16 protein-coding genes are annotated in these 18,346 nt (G+C 52.8%); 5 read left to right on the top strand and 11 right to left on the bottom strand.

From position 1 onward, the window contains the following. The 11 genes from mraY to leuO all read right to left on the bottom strand — a co-directional run bounded on the left by mraY (position 1) and on the right by leuO (position 12,807). Entirely contained in the window at positions 1-1,083 is a 1,083-nt protein-coding gene (gene mraY / locus FDX09_RS04170) for a phospho-N-acetylmuramoyl-pentapeptide-transferase (protein WP_016151694.1), read from the bottom strand. Next, positions 1,077-2,435: a UDP-N-acetylmuramoyl-tripeptide--D-alanyl-D-alanine ligase gene (gene murF, locus FDX09_RS04165; RefSeq protein ID WP_085048313.1), complete on the bottom strand. Its 1,359-nt coding sequence runs from the start codon at positions 2,433-2,435 to the stop codon at positions 1,077-1,079. The genes mraY and murF overlap by 7 nt, the downstream gene beginning before the upstream one ends. Next, positions 2,432-3,919, bottom strand: a complete 1,488-nt coding sequence (gene murE / locus FDX09_RS04160) for a UDP-N-acetylmuramoyl-L-alanyl-D-glutamate--2,6-diaminopimelate ligase (protein WP_038637205.1) — start codon at positions 3,917-3,919, stop codon at positions 2,432-2,434. The genes murF and murE overlap by 4 nt, the downstream gene beginning before the upstream one ends. Continuing rightward, positions 3,906-5,672, bottom strand: coding sequence for a peptidoglycan glycosyltransferase FtsI (gene ftsI, locus FDX09_RS04155; protein WP_038637202.1), 1,767 nt, complete (start codon positions 5,670-5,672; stop codon positions 3,906-3,908). Before ftsI ends, murE begins: the two co-directional genes overlap by 14 nt. Before the next feature lie 15 nt (positions 5,673-5,687). After that, a complete protein-coding gene (ftsL, locus tag FDX09_RS04150; RefSeq protein ID WP_006686695.1) occupies positions 5,688-6,053 on the bottom strand; it encodes a cell division protein FtsL in 366 nt (121 codons plus the stop codon). Further along, positions 6,050-6,991 carry a 16S rRNA (cytosine(1402)-N(4))-methyltransferase RsmH gene (gene rsmH, locus FDX09_RS04145; RefSeq protein ID WP_042312345.1) on the bottom strand — a complete coding sequence of 314 codons (942 nt, stop codon included), beginning with the start codon at positions 6,989-6,991 and terminating at the stop codon, positions 6,050-6,052. The genes ftsL and rsmH overlap by 4 nt, the downstream gene beginning before the upstream one ends. A gap of 1 nt (position 6,992) precedes the next feature. After that, entirely contained in the window at positions 6,993-7,451 is a 459-nt protein-coding gene (mraZ, locus tag FDX09_RS04140) for a division/cell wall cluster transcriptional repressor MraZ (protein WP_038637194.1), read from the bottom strand. Between the two features lie 613 nt (positions 7,452-8,064). Next, positions 8,065-9,069: a catabolite repressor/activator gene (gene cra, locus FDX09_RS04135; protein ID WP_038637189.1), complete on the bottom strand. Its 1,005-nt coding sequence runs from the start codon at positions 9,067-9,069 to the stop codon at positions 8,065-8,067. 253 nt (positions 9,070-9,322) lie between these two features. Beyond that, entirely contained in the window at positions 9,323-9,814 is a 492-nt protein-coding gene (gene ilvN / locus FDX09_RS04130) for an acetolactate synthase small subunit (protein WP_003829566.1), read from the bottom strand. A gap of 2 nt (positions 9,815-9,816) precedes the next feature. Further along, positions 9,817-11,541, bottom strand: a complete 1,725-nt coding sequence (gene ilvI, locus FDX09_RS04125) for an acetolactate synthase 3 large subunit (protein ID WP_137346833.1) — start codon at positions 11,539-11,541, stop codon at positions 9,817-9,819. Between the two features lie 318 nt (positions 11,542-11,859). Beyond that, positions 11,860-12,807 carry a transcriptional regulator LeuO gene (gene leuO, locus FDX09_RS04120; protein WP_038637183.1) on the bottom strand — a complete coding sequence of 316 codons (948 nt, stop codon included), beginning with the start codon at positions 12,805-12,807 and terminating at the stop codon, positions 11,860-11,862. Between the two features lie 654 nt (positions 12,808-13,461). Between leuO and leuL the strand changes: the two genes are divergently transcribed. From leuL to leuD, 5 genes are all read left to right on the top strand, one after another. Next, positions 13,462-13,548: a leu operon leader peptide gene (leuL, locus tag FDX09_RS04115; protein ID WP_048998978.1), complete on the top strand. Its 87-nt coding sequence runs from the start codon at positions 13,462-13,464 to the stop codon at positions 13,546-13,548. An 89-nt stretch (positions 13,549-13,637) separates the two neighbouring features. Continuing rightward, positions 13,638-15,209, top strand: coding sequence for a 2-isopropylmalate synthase (gene leuA, locus FDX09_RS04110; protein WP_121528578.1), 1,572 nt, complete (start codon positions 13,638-13,640; stop codon positions 15,207-15,209). Further along, complete coding sequence (leuB, locus tag FDX09_RS04105) at positions 15,209-16,300, top strand: 3-isopropylmalate dehydrogenase (protein WP_006686687.1); 1,092 nt, start codon at positions 15,209-15,211, stop codon at positions 16,298-16,300. The genes leuA and leuB overlap by 1 nt, the downstream gene beginning before the upstream one ends. A 2-nt stretch (positions 16,301-16,302) precedes the next feature. After that, positions 16,303-17,703, top strand: coding sequence for a 3-isopropylmalate dehydratase large subunit (gene leuC / locus FDX09_RS04100; protein ID WP_038637175.1), 1,401 nt, complete (start codon positions 16,303-16,305; stop codon positions 17,701-17,703). Positions 17,704-17,713: 10 nt separating this feature from the next. Then, positions 17,714-18,319: a 3-isopropylmalate dehydratase small subunit gene (gene leuD, locus FDX09_RS04095; RefSeq protein WP_110498749.1), complete on the top strand. Its 606-nt coding sequence runs from the start codon at positions 17,714-17,716 to the stop codon at positions 18,317-18,319. The last annotated feature ends 27 nt before the right edge of the window (positions 18,320-18,346 follow it).

Here is an 18,346-nt window from a genome sequence, read left to right as displayed (position 1 = left end):
TTAACGTACCTTCAGCGTTGCCAGGCCAATCAGCACCAGCATCAGCGAAATAATCCAGAAGCGCACAATCACGCGCGGTTCCGGCCAGCCTTTCAGTTCATAGTGGTGGTGAATCGGCGCCATACGGAAGATGCGCTGTCCGCGCAGCTTAAAGGAACCGACCTGCAGAATGACCGACAGCGTTTCTACGACGAATACGCCGCCCATGATCACCAGCAGGAACTCCTGACGCAGCAGCACGGCAATAATGCCCAGCGCGCCGCCCAGCGCCAGCGATCCGACGTCGCCCATAAAGACCTGCGCCGGATAGGTGTTAAACCACAGGAAGCCTAACCCCGCGCCGACAATCGCCGTACAGACGATCACCAGTTCGCCGGCATGGCGTAAATACGGAATGTGCAGATAGTTAGCGAAGTTCATGTTCCCGGTCGCCCATGCCACCAGCGCAAAACCCGCAGCCACGAACACGGTCGGCATAATCGCCAGGCCATCCAGACCATCGGTGAGATTGACCGCGTTACCGGTACCCACAATGACGAAGTACGCCAGCAGGACGTAGAACAGTCCCAGTTGCGGCATCACGTCTTTAAAGAACGGCACGACCAGTTCGGTCGCCGGGGTATCTTTCCCCGCCAGGTACAGCGCAAAGGCTACGCCCAGCGCAATCACCGACATCCAAAAATATTTCCAGCGCGCGATCAGTCCTTTAGTGTCTTTGCGTACCACTTTGCGGTAGTCATCGACAAAACCAATAATCCCGTAACCGACCAATACCACCAGCACGCACCAGACGTATGGGTTCGACGGGTATGCCCACAGGAGCACGGAGATAACAATCGCGGTAAGGATCATGATCCCGCCCATGGTCGGCGTACCGCGTTTACTAAAGTGTGATTCCGGGCCGTCGTTACGTACGACCTGTCCAAAGGACATTTTTTGCAGGCGGGCGATCATGCGCGGGCCCATCCACAAAGAGATGAACAGCGCGGTCAGCAGGCTGACGATGGCGCGAAACGTCAGATAGGAAAAGACGTTAAAGCCGGAATAATATTTGACCAAATGTTCGGCCAGCCAAACTAACATGTCCCATTCTCCTGTAATGCGCGTACTACCTCTTCCATGGCGGCACTACGTGAACCCTTCACTAAAATCGTCATGATCTGATGTTCCGCAATCAGCGCCTTGAGATGAGCGACCAGCGCGGTTTTATCCGCAAAATGCTCACCAACGCCGCTGGCGTCGCTAATTGCCTGACTCAGTTTCCCTGTACTCAGTACACGGTCGATGCCCGCGTTTTTCGCAGCAACACCTACCTGTACGTGACATGCTTCGCTTTCCGCGCCAAGCTCTGCCATATCGCCCACCACCAGCACACGGTAGCCCGGCATTTCGGACAGCACCTGTACCGCTGCGGTCATCGAGCCGACGTTAGCGTTGTAGGAGTCGTCCAGCAGCAGCTGATTTTCTGCCAGTTGAATCGGGAACAGACGCCCCGGTACCGCTTGCAGATCTTTCAGGCCCGCTTTGATCGCCTCAGGCGTCGCGCCTACCGCCATAGAGAGCGCAGCCGCCGCCAGGGCGTTGGCAATGTTGTGACGACCCGGCAACGGCAGCAGAACATCAATGCTTCCGGTTGGCGTGCGCAGCGAAAACTCCGTACCGTGCGAGGTCACGTGAACGTTAGCCGCCGAAAAATCGCTGTTGGCCGCATTCGGGGAGAAGCGCCAGACTTTGCGATCGCCAATGATGCTCTGCCAGTTCAGCCAGTCGTTGTTATCAGCGTTCATGATGGCGATGCCATTCGCTGACAGACCGCCAAAAATCTCACCTTTAGCCTTCGCAACGCCCGCCAGAGAGCCGAAACCCTCCAGATGCGCGGCAGCAAGATTGTTCACCAGCGCCGCTTCCGGACGCGTCAGGCCAACGGTCCAGGCGATTTCGCCCTGATGATTGGCGCCGAGCTCAATCACGGCATAGTCGTAATCGTTGTTTAAGCGCAGCAACGTCATCGGTACACCGATGTCGTTGTTCAGATTGCCCGCGGTGTATAGGGTGTTGCCACACTGGCTCAGAATGGATGCCGTCATCTCTTTAACAGACGTTTTGCCGGATGAGCCGGTCAGCGCGACCACGCGCGCCGGAACCTGGGCGCGAACCCACGCTGCCAGTTCGCCGAACGCCAGACGGGTGTCTTTTACAATAACCTGCGGTAAATCAATATTGAGTGGACGGCTGACTAACAGCGCGCCTGCTCCCCCGTCTTTCGCCTTGTCGGCAAAATCGTGGGCATCAAAGCGTTCGCCTTTCAGCGCCACAAACAGGCATCCCGGCGTCACTTTACGCGTATCGGTTGTCACTGCATCGAGGGTCAGGTCGCCCCCTTTTAGTTCGCCACAGAGGATTTCCGCCAGTTGGCTGAGCGTTACGCTAATCATGCGATCACCCCCAGCAGACGCGCTGCCGTGACGCGGTCAGAATAGTCGAGACGCTGTGAACCAACGATCTGGTAGTCTTCGTGCCCTTTCCCGGCCACCAGCACCACATCGTTTTCTTTCGCCTGCATGATGGCGTTAGTCACTGCTTCGGCGCGACCTTCCATCACCTTCGCCTGTCCGGCATCCAGCATCCCCGCCAGAATGTCGTTGATGATGGCGCGCGGTTCTTCGGTACGCGGGTTGTCATCGGTCACCACGACCACATCAGCAAATTGTTCGGCAATCGCGCCCATCAGCGGACGTTTGCCTTTGTCGCGATCGCCACCGCAGCCAAAGACGCACCACAGTTTGCCGGTACAGTGCAGACGCGCCGCCTGCAGCGCTTTTTCCAGCGCATCCGGCGTATGGGCATAATCAACCACCACGGTGGTTTTGCCCGGCGCGCTGAATACTTCCATGCGCCCGCAAACCGGTTGCAATTGTGTCGCTGTTTTTAGTAAATCAGCTAACGGATATCCCAGCGCCAGCAGCGTTGCCAGCGCCAGCAGCAGATTGCTGACGTTAAACGCGCCCATCAGGCGGCTTTCAATTTCGCCTTCCCCCCATGAGGAGGTAAAGCGAATCGTTGCCCCGCTGTCGTGATACTTCACCTCAACGGCTTTTAACCAACGACCATGACAGTTCGGGTTGATGTGGTCTTCCATCGAAACGGCCACCGCATCCGGAAGTTTGGCCAGCCAGCGACGACCGACCTCATCATCCGCATTGACGATGGCCTGACCGCAATGGTGCGTAGAGTACAGCAGCCATTTCGCGGCTTCGTAATGTTCCATGTCACCGTGGTAGTCGAGATGGTCACGGCTTAAGTTAGTAAACACTGATGCGGCAAACTTCAGCGCCGCGACGCGATGCTGAACCAGACCGTGGGAAGAGACTTCCATCGCGCCAACCGTGGCGCCCTGTGCAACCAGCCCCGCCAGCACATGCTGGACATCAACGGCTGAACCGGTGGTATTTTCTGTTGGAATCACTTTGCCCAACAGACCATTGCCAACGGTTCCCATCACCGCGCTGGTTTCACCCAGCAGTTGGCTCCACTGCGCCAGCAATTGAGTAGTGGTCGTTTTACCGTTGGTCCCGGTCACGCCAACCAGACGCATTTTTTCAGAAGGCTCGTGGTAAAAACGGCCCGCCAGTGCAGATAAACGCTCATTAAGCTGGCTGAGATAGATAACCGGAACGCCGTGCATTTCACGGATTTCACCATCAGTCGCTTCATCTTTTGCTTCTGCAATAATGGCAGCCACACCTTGCGCTATCGCCTGCGGGATATACCGACGCCCGTCCGCCTGATGACCCAATACTGCGACAAAGAGATCGCCCGATGCAGCCACACGGCTGTCGAGCGTCATCTCCCGCAGTGCTCGCTCCGGTGCACCCGGCACCCATGGAGCAAGAAGGTCGCGCAAATTACGATCTGCCACCTGTTGCCTCGCCTTGATTATTCACAAATTCACTTTTATCGCCCGTTGCCAGCGCATCCGGCTCGATGTTCATGGTGCGTAGTACGCCGCCCATGATGGCACCGAAGACCGGCGCGGAAACGGCGCCACCGTAGTATTTACCCGCCTGCGGATCGTTGATAACAACAACCAGCGCGAAGCGCGGCTGACTCGCAGGCGCAACGCCTGCGGTATAAGCAATGTATTTGTTGATGTAGCGACCATCCGGCCCTACTTTTTTCGCCGTACCGGTTTTGATGGCGATGCGATAGCCTTTAATCGCCGCCTTCACGCCGCCGCCTCCGGGCAGCGCTACGCTTTCCATCATGTGCACCACGGTACGAACAGTCGCTTCCGGGAAAATACGCTCGCCCGGAACAGGAGGGTCAACTTTGGTAATCGACAGCGGGCGATAAACGCCATAGCTGCCGATCGTTGCATAGACTCGCGCTAACTGTAACGGGGTTACCATTAGCCCATAGCCGAAAGAGAAGGTGGCCCTCTCTATGTCAGACCACCGTTGTTTTTGAGGATATAAGCCACTGCGTTCTCCGACCAACCCCAAATTGGTCGCTTTTCCCAGCCCAAAACGTGAGTAAGTATCTACTAACGCTGAGGACGGCATCGCTAACGCCAGCTTAGAAACACCGACGTTACTCGACTTCTGCAAAACCCCGGTAAGGGTCAATTCGCTATAACGCGCCACGTCTTTGATTTCGTGACCATTAATTCGGTAAGGAATCGTATTGAGTACGGTATTTTCGCGTACCACTCCACGCTGCAGCGCCGTCATTACAACCATTGGTTTGACGGTAGAACCCGGTTCAAACACGTCGGTAATGGTACGGTTACGCATGACATCTTTTTGCGTACCGGAGAGATTATTGGGGTTGTAGGACGGGCTGTTCGCCATCGCCAGCACTTCACCGGTGTTGACATCCACCAGCACGGCGCTGCCGGATTCCGCTTTGTTGAACGCGACGGCATTATTCAGTTCACGGTAGACCAGCGCCTGTAAACGCTCATCAATGCTCAGCGCAAGGTTGTGCGCCGCCTGGCTGTCGGTAGAGGAGATATCTTCAATTACGCGGCCATAGCGGTCTTTACGTACGATACGTTCGCCCGGCTGTCCGGTGAGCCACTTATCGAAGCTCTTCTCAACGCCTTCAATCCCCTGGCTGTCAACGTTAGTAAAGCCAATGAGGTGAGCGGTCACTTCTCCGGAAGGATAGTAACGACGGGATTCTTCACGCAGGTGAATACCTGGCAGCTTGAGTTTTTTGATGTAGTCGGCCATGTCAGGGTTAACCTGACGCGCCAGATAGATAAAGCGCCCTTTCGGGTTGGCGTTTATACGAGAAGCCAGTTGGTCGAGCGGGAGATTAAGCGCGGTCGACAGCGCTCTCCAGCGTTCACCAACGCTCACGCCGCCTGCGTCATGCACCTCTTTCGGGTCGGCCCAAATCGCCTTCACCGGAACGCTCACCGCCAGCGGACGGCCCGAACGGTCGGTAATCATCCCGCGCGATGTAGAGACTTCCTGTACGCGCAGGGAGCGCATGTCGCCCTGACGCACCAGCATATCCGGCGCGATGATTTGCAGCCAGGCGACGCGTCCCAGCAGGAAACCCAGTGCCAGCAAAATACAGCCGCACAGTAACGCAAAACGCCAACTGACAAAGTTGGCTTGTTCTTCCTGGCGTTTTGGTTTGTGCGTTTTTGCCGCTGCTTTCATGCGTCGCGTTTATCCTTATTTTTGTACTACAATATTTTCTTGTGAGGGATCAACATGCTGCATTTGCAGCTTTTCCGTTGCGATCCGTTCAACACGGCTATGGTCACCGAGCGCGTTCTCCTCAAGGATCAAGTTGCGCCATTCGATATCCAACGCATCTCGCTCCAGAACCAACTGCTCACGCTGCGCGGTCAGTAACCGCGTATGGTGTGCGGTTGTCACGACGGTAACCGCCGTCAAAATAATGCAAATGAACAGGCAGAGTGGCAGCTTCCCATACCGCAAAAGATCGTCACCGATCACGCCAGGCAAGGCATGGCGCTCGTTGCTTCCTATCGATCCTTTAACTTTGCTAAGGGCTTCTGTCACTCTGCTGATCATGCGTTCGTCCTCTCTGCAATACGCAGAACTGAACTACGGGCACGAGGATTTTCAGCTACCTCTTCTTCACCCGGCATCATCTTGCCTAGTGCTCTTAACTCACGGCCGCCCAGCTTTTTGATCTGCGCTTCCGTCATCGGTATTCCAGCCGGAACCTGAGGACCACGGCTTTGTTCGCGCATAAAGCGTTTCACAATACGGTCTTCAAGCGAATGGAAACTGATAATCGAAAGGCGACCACCTGGTGCCAGCACGCTGAGCGAGCTTTTTAGCGCCTGCTCTATCTCCTCCAGTTCACTGTTCACCCAGATGCGCACCGCCTGGAAGGTACGGGTCGCGGGATGTTTGAATTTGTCTTTCACCGGCATTGCCGCCGCAATCACTTCCGCCAGCTCTTTGGTGCGGGTCATCGGTTCGATGCGATTGCGCTCGACGATGGCGCGGGCAATGCGTTTACCAAAGCGCTCCTCGCCAAAGGTTTTAATCACCCAGGCAATGTCCGCTTCATCGGCGGTTTGCAGCCATTCGGCTGCGGACTGACCGCGTGTTGGATCCATACGCATATCCAACGGACCGTCACGCATAAACGAGAAACCGCGCTCCGCGTCATCAAGCTGCGGTGAAGAAACGCCAAGATCGAGAAGAATCCCGTCGATCTTACCGGTAAGTCCGCGCTCGGCGACATAGTCAGCCAGCGCAGAGAATGGTCCATGAACGATGGAGAAACGGGGATCGGTAATCGTCTGTGCAACGGCAATAGCCTGCGGATCGCGATCGATAGCCAGTAAACGTCCCTCTTCGCCAAGCTGGGAGAGGATCAGACGTGAATGACCACCGCGACCAAATGTCCCGTCAATGTAGATGCCGTCTGGACGAATATTCAGGCCGTTGACGGCTTCATCCAGCAACACCGTTGTATGTTTATAATTTTCCATCATTTTATAGAGACAAATCCTGCAATCGTTCCGACAGCGCGCCGGTAACAGACTGCTCAGCGTCGATATCTTCCTTGACCTGTTGATACCAGGTCGTTTCATCCCACAGCTCAAACTTATTGAACTGCCCAACCAGCATCACTTCTTTCGTTAGCCCCGCGTGTTGCCGCAGAATCGGCGCTATCAATAATCGGCCAGCGCTATCCATCTGACATTCGCTGGCATGCCCCAACAACAGGCGCTGTACGCGACGCTCAACTGGATTCATGCTCGACAGACGCGATAACTTCTGCTCGATAATTTCCCATTCAGGCAGGGGGTACAGCAGCAGGCACGGGTGATGGATGTCAATGGTGCAAACCATTTGACCGGTAGCGCACTCGAGCAGTTGATCCCGATAACGAGTGGGCACCGATAAGCGCCCTTTACTGTCGAGATTAACTAACGTTGCTCCCCGGAACATGCCAGTCTCACCCCCGATTACCACTTTATCCCACAAAATCCCACTTAAAGGAGTTTACGGAGCGGAGGAAAACCTTGTCAAGCAAGTCACGGCGCTAAGCGGAGCAAAAAACACATTGTTTACAGCTAATATCAGCGTTGAACAAATTCCGTACAGCAAACGAAGCAAATTAACGTCATGAATATTTGTAAGAAAAAAATCCAACAACTCATGATTGTTTAAAACAACCGAATATCATCAAAAGAAAATATAAAGTGTCAGTTTGCGACGCGAGCGGCATTTTAGGACAATATGCAGCGAGATAACAGTACCAGTTAATCAGTCTGTAGGCCGTGCAGGAGCGAGGTAAGCGTAAGGTTGTCGCCATAGGGCAGCAAAGTGTTTGTTAATTCGGCAAATCCCTACAAGCATGTAACAAAATAATACAACCGTAACGCATCTTTACGCTTCAATAACCCAAAAATGGAGAGTTGCATTTTTAATTCGGCATAATTCAAGAATCAATTTCAGATAATTCTAAAGAATATTCTTAATTATAATGAGGTTATTTCTGAGAATAGAATATTTGATGACGTCAGAGGCTTATCCCGTTGACGTCACCAAATGAGGCAACTTAGTTACGGCTCAGAATACCGCGACGGTACAGATTACGCCGTATACGCGTTAACCCAGGTTTGGGTTTACGCGGCTCATCCAGACTTGCCAGCACAATCTCCAGCACACGTTCAGCTACATCGCGATGGCGTTGCGCCACCGCGAGCACCGGACACTGCAGGAAGTCGAGCAGTTCGTGATCGCCAAAAGTCGCTATCGCCAAATCAGACGGCAACTGCCCATCGCGACGCAGGGTCACATCCATCACCCCCTGCAACAGAGCAAACGACGTGGTAAACAGCGCCTGAGGCATGGGATGCGTTTCCAGCCATTTATCAAAGAGCTGCGCGGCCGCTTCCCGCTCATAGCTGTTGGCGTAAAGGAAATGAACGTCACGCGGATCGTCTTTCCACGCGGTACGGAAGCCCTGCTCACGCAGGAAGCTGACGGATAATTCAGGCAGCGCGCCCAGATAAAGTACGGTTTCTGCAGGGAATTTACGTAACTCCTGCGCCAGCATTTCCGCATCATCCTGGTCCGCGCCCACGACGCTGGTGAAATGTTCGCGATCCAGCGCACGGTCCAGCGCCACAATCGGGAATGAACTGTTTGCCCAACGCTGATAGAACGGATGTTCTGGCGGCAAGGAAGTCGATACAATGATGGCATCAACCTGGCGTTGTAAAAGATGCTCAATACAGCGCATTTCGTTATCAGGCTGATCTTCAGAGCAGGCAATCAACAGTTGATACCCGCGCTGACGCGCCTGGCGCTCCAGATAGTTTGCAATCCGGGTATAGCTTGTGTTCTCAAGATCCGGGATCACCAGCCCGATAGAGCGTGTGCGTCCAGCACGCAACCCGGCCGCCACGGCATTCGGGTGGTAATTATGCTCACGCACCACCGCCATGACTTTTTCAACCGTTTTGTCGCTTACGCGATATTGCTTTGCTTTGCCATTAATAACGTAGCTTGCAGTCGTTCGCGAAACGCCGGCCAACCGAGCGATTTCATCCAGTTTCACAATTGCCCCTTGCGTAAAATGTACAAACCATAACCTTTGTGATGGCATGGGTTAAGTTTCTTAACATCTAAGCGCAGAATAATGACTGCGGCAACCGCTTTTGTCTCTGGTTACTGCTGATTTCGCAAAAAAAGCGCAACAGATAGCATCAGCGAAAACCCTCCATGCCGGATAAGGCGTTTACACCGTCATCCGGCATGGCCTCCGCGATAATGCCTGAGGGCGCTGTGCTTATCAGGCCTACAGTCGACTATTAGCGCATGATTTTATCGCCGCGAGAAAGCCCCACCACGCCAGAACGGGCTACCTCTACAATTTTGGCGACTTCACGTAATGTTGCCAGGAACGCATCCAGCTTATCACTGGTGCCCGCCAACTGTACGGTGTAGATGGACGGCGTGACGTCGATGATTTGCCCGCGGAAAATCTCCGTGTTGCGTTTCACCTCCTCCCGACCATAGCCGCTGGCCTGGATTTTCACCAACATGATCTCGCGTTCAACATGGGCGCCCTGCCCTAGTTCGCTCACGCGCAGAACATCCACCAGTTTATGTAGCTGCTTTTCGATCTGCTCCAGGACTTTTTCATCCCCTACCGTTTGAATCGTCATTCGCGATAAGGTTGGATCGTCAGTGGGCGCGACGGTCAGGCTTTCAATATTGTATCCACGCTGGGCGAAAAGGCCTATCACACGCGACAAGGCACCCGACTCATTTTCCAGCAATACCGATAATATCCGGCGCATAATCAGGTCCTCTCCGTTTTGCTTAACCACATTTCATCCATACCGCCCCCACGAATCTGCATCGGGTAGACATGCTCGCTGCCATCAACGGTGACATCGACAAACACCAGACGACGGTTGCACACATGCTCCAGCGCTTCACTCAGTTTGCTTTCCAGTTCTTCAGGATGGTTAATCTGGATACCAATATGCCCATAAGCCTCGGCAAGGCGCACAAAATCGGGTAGCGACTGCATATAAGATTGTGAATGACGTCCAGAGTAGATCATGTCCTGCCACTGTTTGACCATGCCGAGATAGCGGTTGTTCAGGTTGAGCACCAGTACCGGCAGCTCGTACTGCAGCGCCGTCGACAGTTCCTGGATGTTCATCTGAATGCTGCCATCCCCGGTCACGCACACCACCGTTTCCTCAGGCAATGCCATTTTTACGCCTAGCGCCGCAGGTAAACCAAATCCCATGGTGCCGAGACCGCCAGAGTTAATCCAACGGCGTGGTTTATCGAACGGGTAGTAGAGTGCGGCAAACATCTGATGCTGACCAACGTCAGAGGTCACATACGCATCCCCTTTCGTCAGACGCCAGATAGTTTCAATCACCGCCTGTGGCTTAATGCTTTCACTTTGCGTGTCATATTTCAGGCACTGACGGGCGCGCCAGTGTTCAATCTGTTGCCACCAGTCACGGTTATCATCCAGCGGCTGCTGAGATTTCTCCTGCTCCAGCAGTTCGAGCATCTGATCAAGTACCAGACGAGCATCGCCGACAATCGGAATATCCGCAGTGACGGTTTTCGAAATAGAGGTCGGATCGATGTCGATATGCAGCACGGTCGCATTTGGACAATATTTTGCCAGATTATTGGTTGTTCGATCGTCAAAGCGCACGCCGACGGCAAAGATCACATCGGAATGATGCATGGTCATGTTTGCTTCGTAAGTTCCATGCATGCCCAGCATTCCCAACGCCTGGCGATGTGTTGCCGGAAACGCGCCTAACCCCATCAGCGAGGAAACAACAGGCAGATTAAGAGCTTCAGCGATCTGGCCCAACTGCTCATGGCAGGCGGCATTAACGGCGCCACCCCCCACGTACACAACCGGTTTTTTAGCCGCGACTAACGTCTGCAGAGCACGTTTTATCTGCCCTTTATGTCCGGTAGTCGTCGGATTATACGAACGCATACTCACCGACTCCGGCCAGCTGTAAGGCAGTTTCCTGGCGGGATTCAGAATATCCTTCGGCAAATCGACCACAACAGGCCCCGGACGACCGCTTGCCGCCAACCAGAAGGCCTTTTTTAGCACCTGTGGGATGTCTTCTGTTTGTTTGACCAGGAAGCTGTGCTTCACCACCGGGCGGGATATGCCCACCATGTCGCACTCCTGGAAGGCATCGTAGCCAATCAGCGACGTTGCGACCTGCCCGGAGAGGATCACCAGCGGAATGGAATCCATGTAAGCCGTTGCAATCCCGGTAATCGCGTTGGTAGCGCCGGGGCCTGAAGTGACTAATACGACGCCCACCTCCCCCGTGGCGCGCGCAAGGCCATCAGCCATGTGTACCGCGGCCTGCTCATGACGAACCAGCACATGATCAATACCGCCGACCGTATGCAGCGCATCATAAATATCGAGGACGGCCCCCCCGGGATAACCGAATACCTGCTTTACACCCTGATCGATGAGCGATCGGACGACCATCTCGGCTCCAGACAACATCTCCATGGCTTGCCTCACTCTTATAATGAATAACGGTTTAACAACACATTAACCGCTGACGATGACGCATGGCAATTGACTCCGCTGGAGTAGCCTCAGAGCAAATAAGAATAAAACGGAGGAAAGCGTCGATTTAATGGAGAATTAAACCAGGATAAGTAAATGATATGATAAATAATCGCTTAAAAAGGGGGACTTACAGCTATTACTCTATTTTTTTACACTGTTAGCTAATCCTGGAAAGTGGATTTCAGCATAAAATTTTACATACAAATAAAAAAGCAGAACAAACCAGATGTATTATCCGGCTTGTTCTGCTGAATGCTATTGCTTACAGATGGAGACTAACAGCTCTTCCATCCATTGATGTCCTTTATCCCGGCCTGCAGCTTCATGCCAGGAAAGATAACATGTACGGCTGTTCAATTTTAAAGGTAAAGGTAATATCTGAAGTTCTAAAGAATCAGCGAACTCTTCTGCCAACCAACGTGGCGCAATAGCGACCAGATGCGTTTGCGACACAATATTAAGAACGCTAATTAATGCCATGCCCTGGTAAGCGACGCAGGATTGTTTATCCGGCGTGTCATACCACGGCTGACTGAAAGATGCGAAGCGATCCAGCGAAACCACCGCGTGTTGCTCATTATAAACATCGTTTTCCAATAATGGACCACTAATGCGCGGATGCTTTTTGCTTACCACTAATACCATTTCATCATTGAATAACGGAATACTTGAGAATTCTGGACGACGGAATTCTTCATAGCTAATAACAAACTCTGTTTCCTGATAACGCAGTTGATGCTCGGTATTTTGATTAAGTGAAGATTTAAATATGACATTAATGTTTGGCGCGACCTGTTCAACCCGATTATAAATCAACGATGTCAGGATATTATCTAATGGGCTGCATACGCAGAGATTGAAAACACGTTCACTGCTGGCTGGTTCAAAACCCGATCCAGGCAGTTCGTTTTGCACTAATTGCAATGCCTGACGAATGGAACCAAATAGCTGGAAAGCTCTTGCTGTCGGCTGGATCCCCCGACCATAACGAACAAAAAGCTCATCATTAAACATGACCTTGAGGCGCGCTACCGCATTACTGACCGCTGGTTGCGACATCCCCAGAGTATGCGCAGCGCGGGTAATATTCTGTTCCTGCATTACCGCATCAAAAACGGTTAAAAGATTAAGGTCAACCATGCGAAGTTGCGGTTTTCCTGGCTCTAAAAGATTGGGTTTATCTATTATTTTTACTTCTGGCATAGTTAACTCCACTGTCACTCTAAACTCCCTTTTCCCAGACGGAGTAAAGAAATAACCTCCGCTAATATGATTTACCATGCATATAAAATAAGAAAAAGGAAAAACATTAAAATTAGGAAAACATAAAGGTACAAACCTAAATGAACAAAACAGCAATGCGAGCGCAGTGTGGCAGAGGTCACTGCACGATGATTCATATGTTTAAATTTCAAAAACAATATAACCATAAGCATGGCGAATATACAATCATACACATCATGAATGTATATTTAAGTTTTAATTAAATGTTTATATTATTAATACATTAAAAGTTAACATTAATTTATCAATCATGTCCTTCCGCTGTGCCCCGATCTATTCAGTATTGCTATAAAAACAGACAAATCATAAAGATATAAAATCTTAATCGCGCCATCGACTTCAACGAACCGTTACAATAAATGCGAATAAATATGCTTAAATATGTCAAATCATGAAAATTATGTACAAGCATCAGCAGATTAATTTTATATACGCCAACAAATTCAGCACAATTCGCTTAAGTTTTGCCTAAACTTTTATCTGCTACAGGGGCATTTACAAGGGATGGGGTTGACATCGGAGTTCATATCCAGTACCACTAAAAGCATATCGCATTCGCCTGGAGCTTAATTGATGACTTACATTGCTCGTTTCAACGGTCTACTACTACTAAACGCATCTTCGTTGCGCGGTAGACTGGTGGACGACATTCAGCATTAAGTCAGCTCCAGTTAAGACAGAAACCCGCGCCGTTGCGCGGGTTTTTTTATGCTCGAAGCAAGGCGCCCTAAAGACCAAGGACCTAAACCATGAGCCAGCAAGTCATTATTTTCGATACCACCTTACGCGACGGAGAACAGGCGTTACAGGCAAGCCTGAGTGTGAAAGAAAAACTGCAGATTGCGCTGGCCCTTGAGCGCATGGGCGTTGACGTGATGGAAGTGGGTTTCCCGGTCTCTTCACCAGGTGACTTTGAATCAGTACAGACCATTGCTCGTCAGGTTAAGAACAGCCGTGTTTGCGCCTTAGCGCGCTGCGTTGAAAAAGATATCGATGTTGCAGCTGAATCCCTGAAGGTCGCTGAAGCTTTCCGCATTCATACGTTTATCGCCACCTCGCCGATGCATATCGCAACAAAATTACGCAGCACGCTGGATGAGGTGATCGAGCGAGCTGTCTATATGGTTAAGCGAGCGCGTAATTACACGGATGACGTGGAATTCTCCTGCGAAGACGCTGGCCGTACTCCTATCGCAGACCTGGCTCGCGTAGTAGAAGCCGCCATTAATGCGGGTGCCAAAACCATCAATATTCCCGATACCGTCGGTTACACCATGCCTTTCGAATTTGGCGCAATCATTTCCGGTCTGTATGAACGCGTACCGAATATCGATAAAGCCATCATCTCCGTACACACCCATGATGATTTAGGCCTGGGCGTCGGCAACGCGCTGGCTGCCGTTCACGCCGGAGCTCGCCAGGTGGAAGGCGCGATGAACGGTATCGGCGAACGCGCTGGTAACTGCTCCCTGGAAGAAGTGATCATGGCGATCAAAGTGCGCAAAGATATCCTGAACGTACAGACCCGCATTAATCATCAGGAGATCTGGCGTACCAGCCAGTTAGTGAGCCAAATCTGTAACATGCCCATTCCGGCTAACAAAGCGATTGTCGGTAGCGGCGCCTTTGCTCACTCCTCCGGCATTCATCAGGACGGCGTACTGAAAAATCGTGAAAACTACGAAATCATGACGCCTGAATCCATCGGCCTGAATCAGGTACAGTTGAACCTGACCTCCCGTTCCGGACGCGCCGCGGTGAAACACCGCATGGATGAGATGGGCTATAAAGAGAGTGAATATAATCTGGACAACCTGTACGACGCTTTCCTGAAGCTGGCGGATAAAAAAGGTCAGGTATTTGATTATGACCTGGAAGCGCTGGCCTTTATTAACAAACAGCAGGAAGAGCCAGAACATTTCCGTCTGGATTACTTCAGCGTGCAATCCGGCTCAAATGACATTGCTACCGCCTCCGTCAAGCTGGCCTGCGGTGAAGACGTCAAAGCCGAAGCGGCGAACGGTAACGGCCCGGTTGATGCCATTTATCAGGCCATCAACCGCGTAACGGAATACAACGTTGAACTGGTGAAATACAGCCTGACCGCCAAAGGGCACGGTAAAGATGCGCTGGGTCAGGTGGATATCGTCGCCAACTATAACGGTCGCCGCTTCCACGGCGTCGGTCTGGCAACGGATATCGTCGAGTCTTCCGCCAAAGCGATGGTCCATGTGCTGAACAATATCTGGCGCGCCGAAGAAGTCGAAAAAGAATTGCAACGCAAAGCTCAGAACAACGAGAACAACAAGGAAACCGTGTGATGTCGAAGAATTACCATATTGCTGTTTTGCCGGGTGACGGTATTGGCCCGGAAGTGATGGCGCAAGCCTTGAAAGTACTGGACGCAATTCGCCACCGTTTTAACATGCGCATTACCACCAGCCACTACGACGTGGGTGGCGCCGCCATTGATAACCACGGTCAGCCGTTGCCGCCGGCTACGGTTGAAGGCTGTGAGCAAGCTGACGCCATTCTGTTTGGCTCCGTTGGCGGTCCGAAATGGGAAAACCTGCCGCCAAACCAGCAGCCTGAACGCGGTGCGCTGCTGCCATTGCGTAAGCACTTCAAATTATTCAGCAATCTGCGTCCGGCAAAGCTGTACCAGGGGCTGGAAGCGTTTTGTCCTCTGCGCGCCGATATCGCCGCTAACGGTTTCGACATCCTGTGCGTGCGTGAACTGACCGGCGGGATCTACTTCGGTCAGCCAAAAGGCCGCGAAGGCAGCGGGCAACATGAAAAAGCATTTGATACCGAGGTATATCACCGTTTCGAGATCGAACGTATTGCCCGTATCGCGTTTGAGTCAGCTCGCCAACGTCGCCGTAAAGTCACGTCGATTGATAAAGCTAACGTGCTGCAAACCTCTATTCTGTGGCGTGAAATCGTTAATGAAATTGCCAATGAATATCCGGACGTTGAACTGGCGCATATGTACATCGACAACGCGACAATGCAGTTGATCAAAGATCCTTCCCAGTTCGACGTCCTGCTGTGCTCCAACCTGTTTGGCGACATTCTGTCTGACGAGTGCGCCATGATCACCGGTTCAATGGGGATGTTGCCATCCGCCAGCCTGAACGAGCAGGGTTTTGGTCTGTACGAGCCTGCTGGCGGCTCCGCCCCGGATATCGCCGGGAAAAACATTGCTAACCCTATCGCCCAGATCCTGTCGCTGGCGCTGCTGCTGCGCTACAGCCTGGATGCCAACGATGCGGCAACCGCAATTGAGAGCGCCATTAACCGCGCATTAGAAGAAGGCATTCGCACTGGTGATTTGGCCCGTGGCGCTGCCGCAGTCGGTACCGATGAAATGGGCGATATCATTGCCCGTTACGTCGCAGAAGGGGTGTAATCATGGCCAAAACGTTATACGAAAAATTATTTGATGCGCACGTCGTCTTTGAGGCGCAAAACGAAACCCCGCTGCTGTATATCGACCGCCATCTGGTGCATGAAGTCACCTCCCCGCAGGCGTTTGATGGTCTGCGCGCGCATGGCCGTCAGGTGCGCCAGCCGGGTAAAACCTTCGCCACCATGGACCACAACGTCTCAACGCAGACCAAAGACATTAACGCCTCCGGCGAAATGGCGCGTATTCAGATGCAGGAACTGATCAAAAACTGCAATGAATTTGGCGTTGAACTGTACGACCTGAATCACCCGTATCAGGGTATTGTCCACGTGATGGGGCCTGAGCAAGGCGTGACCTTGCCGGGAATGACCATCGTCTGTGGCGACTCCCACACCGCCACCCACGGCGCATTCGGCGCGCTGGCGTTCGGTATTGGCACTTCAGAAGTTGAACACGTGCTGGCAACGCAAACCCTGAAACAGGGTCGCGCCAAAACCATGAAGATTGAAGTCAACGGCCAGGCCGCGCCGGGCATCACGGCGAAAGATATCGTGCTGGCGATTATCGGTAAAACCGGTAGCGCGGGCGGTACCGGGCACGTGGTTGAATTTTGCGGCGAAGCCATCCGTGCGCTGAGCATGGAAGGCCGCATGACCCTGTGTAACATGGCCATTGAAATGGGGGCCAAAGCGGGTCTGGTCGCACCGGATGAAACCACCTTTAACTATGTGCAAGGTCGTTTACACGCACCGAAGGGCGAGGATTTTGCCCACGCGGTTGAGTACTGGAAAACGCTGCAAACCGACGACGGCGCAACGTTTGATACCGTCGTCACTCTGCAGGCAGAAGAGATCGCGCCGCAGGTAACCTGGGGAACGAATCCGGGTCAGGTGATCTCGGTGAACGATAATATTCCCGATCCAGCATCATTTACCGATCCCGTTGAGCGCGCGTCGGCGGAAAAAGCGCTGGCGTATATGGGGCTGAAACCGGGCATTCCGTTAACAGAAGTAGCTATCGATAAAGTGTTTATCGGTTCCTGCACCAACTCGCGCATTGAAGATTTACGCGCCGCGGCGGAAATCGCCAAAGGGCGCAAAGTCGCGCCGGGCGTACAGGCACTGGTGGTGCCGGGTTCTGGTCCGGTGAAAGCGCAGGCGGAAGCGGAAGGTCTGGACAAGATCTTTATCGAAGCAGGATTTGAATGGCGCTTACCGGGCTGTTCCATGTGCCTGGCCATGAATAATGACCGCCTGAACCCAGGCGAGCGCTGCGCATCCACCAGCAACCGTAACTTTGAAGGTCGTCAGGGCCGCGGTGGCCGCACGCATTTAGTCAGCCCGGCGATGGCCGCCGCCGCCGCCGTTACCGGCCACTTCGCCGACATTCGCAGCATCAAATAAGGAAACTACCATGGCAGAGAAATTTACCCAGCATACCGGCCTGGTTGTCCCACTGGATGCCGCCAACGTCGATACCGATGCAATTATCCCGAAACAGTTTTTGCAGAAGGTCACACGCACCGGTTTTGGCGCCCATCTGTTTAACGACTGGCGTTTCCTGGACGAAAAGGGTCAACAGCCAAATCCAGAGTTTGTGCTGAACTTTCCGGAATATAAAGGCGCGTCGATTCTGCTGGCGCGGGAAAACTTTGGCTGCGGCTCTTCACGTGAACATGCGCCGTGGGCGCTGACCGACTACGGCTTTAAAGTAGTGATCGCGCCAAGCTTCGCCGACATCTTCTACGGCAACAGTTTCAACAACCAACTGCTGCCGGTAACCCTGAACGACGCGCAGGTCGATGAAATGTTTACCCTGGTGAAAGCCAATCCGGGGATTACATTTGAAGTGGATCTGGTGGCGCAGGTCGTCAAAGCGGGCGATAAGTCCTACAGCTTTAAGATCGATGACTTCCGCCGCCACTGCATGCTGAACGGTCTGGACAGCATCGGGCTGACGCTGCAGCACGAAGCCGCCATCACCGAATACGAAGACAGGCAGCCCGCGTTTATGCGCTAGTCATTGTTGTGCCGGATCAGGCCGTTA

This window comes from Citrobacter sp. wls717 (genome assembly GCF_005280955.1).
Classification (GTDB): Bacteria; Pseudomonadota; Gammaproteobacteria; order Enterobacterales; family Enterobacteriaceae; genus Citrobacter; species Citrobacter werkmanii.
The sequence above is the reverse complement of the archived record's forward strand: the minus strand, read 5'-3'. Positions and strand labels throughout refer to the sequence as shown.

Excerpts from the sequence above, each read along its gene's own strand:
- ftsI (WP_038637202.1), bottom strand. The coding sequence starts at position 5,672 with ATGAAAGCAGCGGCAAAAACGCACAAACCAAAACGCCAGGAAGAACAA.
- mraY (WP_016151694.1), bottom strand. The coding sequence starts at position 1,083 with ATGTTAGTTTGGCTGGCCGAACATTTGGTCAAATATTATTCCGGCTTT.
- leuL (WP_048998978.1), top strand. The coding sequence starts at position 13,462 with ATGACTTACATTGCTCGTTTCAACGGTCTACTACTACTAAACGCATCT.
- ftsL (WP_006686695.1), bottom strand. The coding sequence starts at position 6,053 with ATGATCAGCAGAGTGACAGAAGCCCTTAGCAAAGTTAAAGGATCGATA.
- ilvN (WP_003829566.1), bottom strand. The coding sequence starts at position 9,814 with ATGCGCCGGATATTATCGGTATTGCTGGAAAATGAGTCGGGTGCCTTG.
- leuO (WP_038637183.1), bottom strand. The coding sequence starts at position 12,807 with ATGCCAGAAGTAAAAATAATAGATAAACCCAATCTTTTAGAGCCAGGA.
- leuB (WP_006686687.1), top strand. The coding sequence starts at position 15,209 with ATGTCGAAGAATTACCATATTGCTGTTTTGCCGGGTGACGGTATTGGC.
- rsmH (WP_042312345.1), bottom strand. The coding sequence starts at position 6,991 with ATGATGGAAAATTATAAACATACAACGGTGTTGCTGGATGAAGCCGTC.
- leuA (WP_121528578.1), top strand. The coding sequence starts at position 13,638 with ATGAGCCAGCAAGTCATTATTTTCGATACCACCTTACGCGACGGAGAA.
- mraZ (WP_038637194.1), bottom strand. The coding sequence starts at position 7,451 with ATGTTCCGGGGAGCAACGTTAGTTAATCTCGACAGTAAAGGGCGCTTA.
- ilvI (WP_137346833.1), bottom strand. The coding sequence starts at position 11,541 with ATGGAGATGTTGTCTGGAGCCGAGATGGTCGTCCGATCGCTCATCGAT.
- murF (WP_085048313.1), bottom strand. The coding sequence starts at position 2,435 with ATGATTAGCGTAACGCTCAGCCAACTGGCGGAAATCCTCTGTGGCGAA.
- leuD (WP_110498749.1), top strand. The coding sequence starts at position 17,714 with ATGGCAGAGAAATTTACCCAGCATACCGGCCTGGTTGTCCCACTGGAT.
- leuC (WP_038637175.1), top strand. The coding sequence starts at position 16,303 with ATGGCCAAAACGTTATACGAAAAATTATTTGATGCGCACGTCGTCTTT.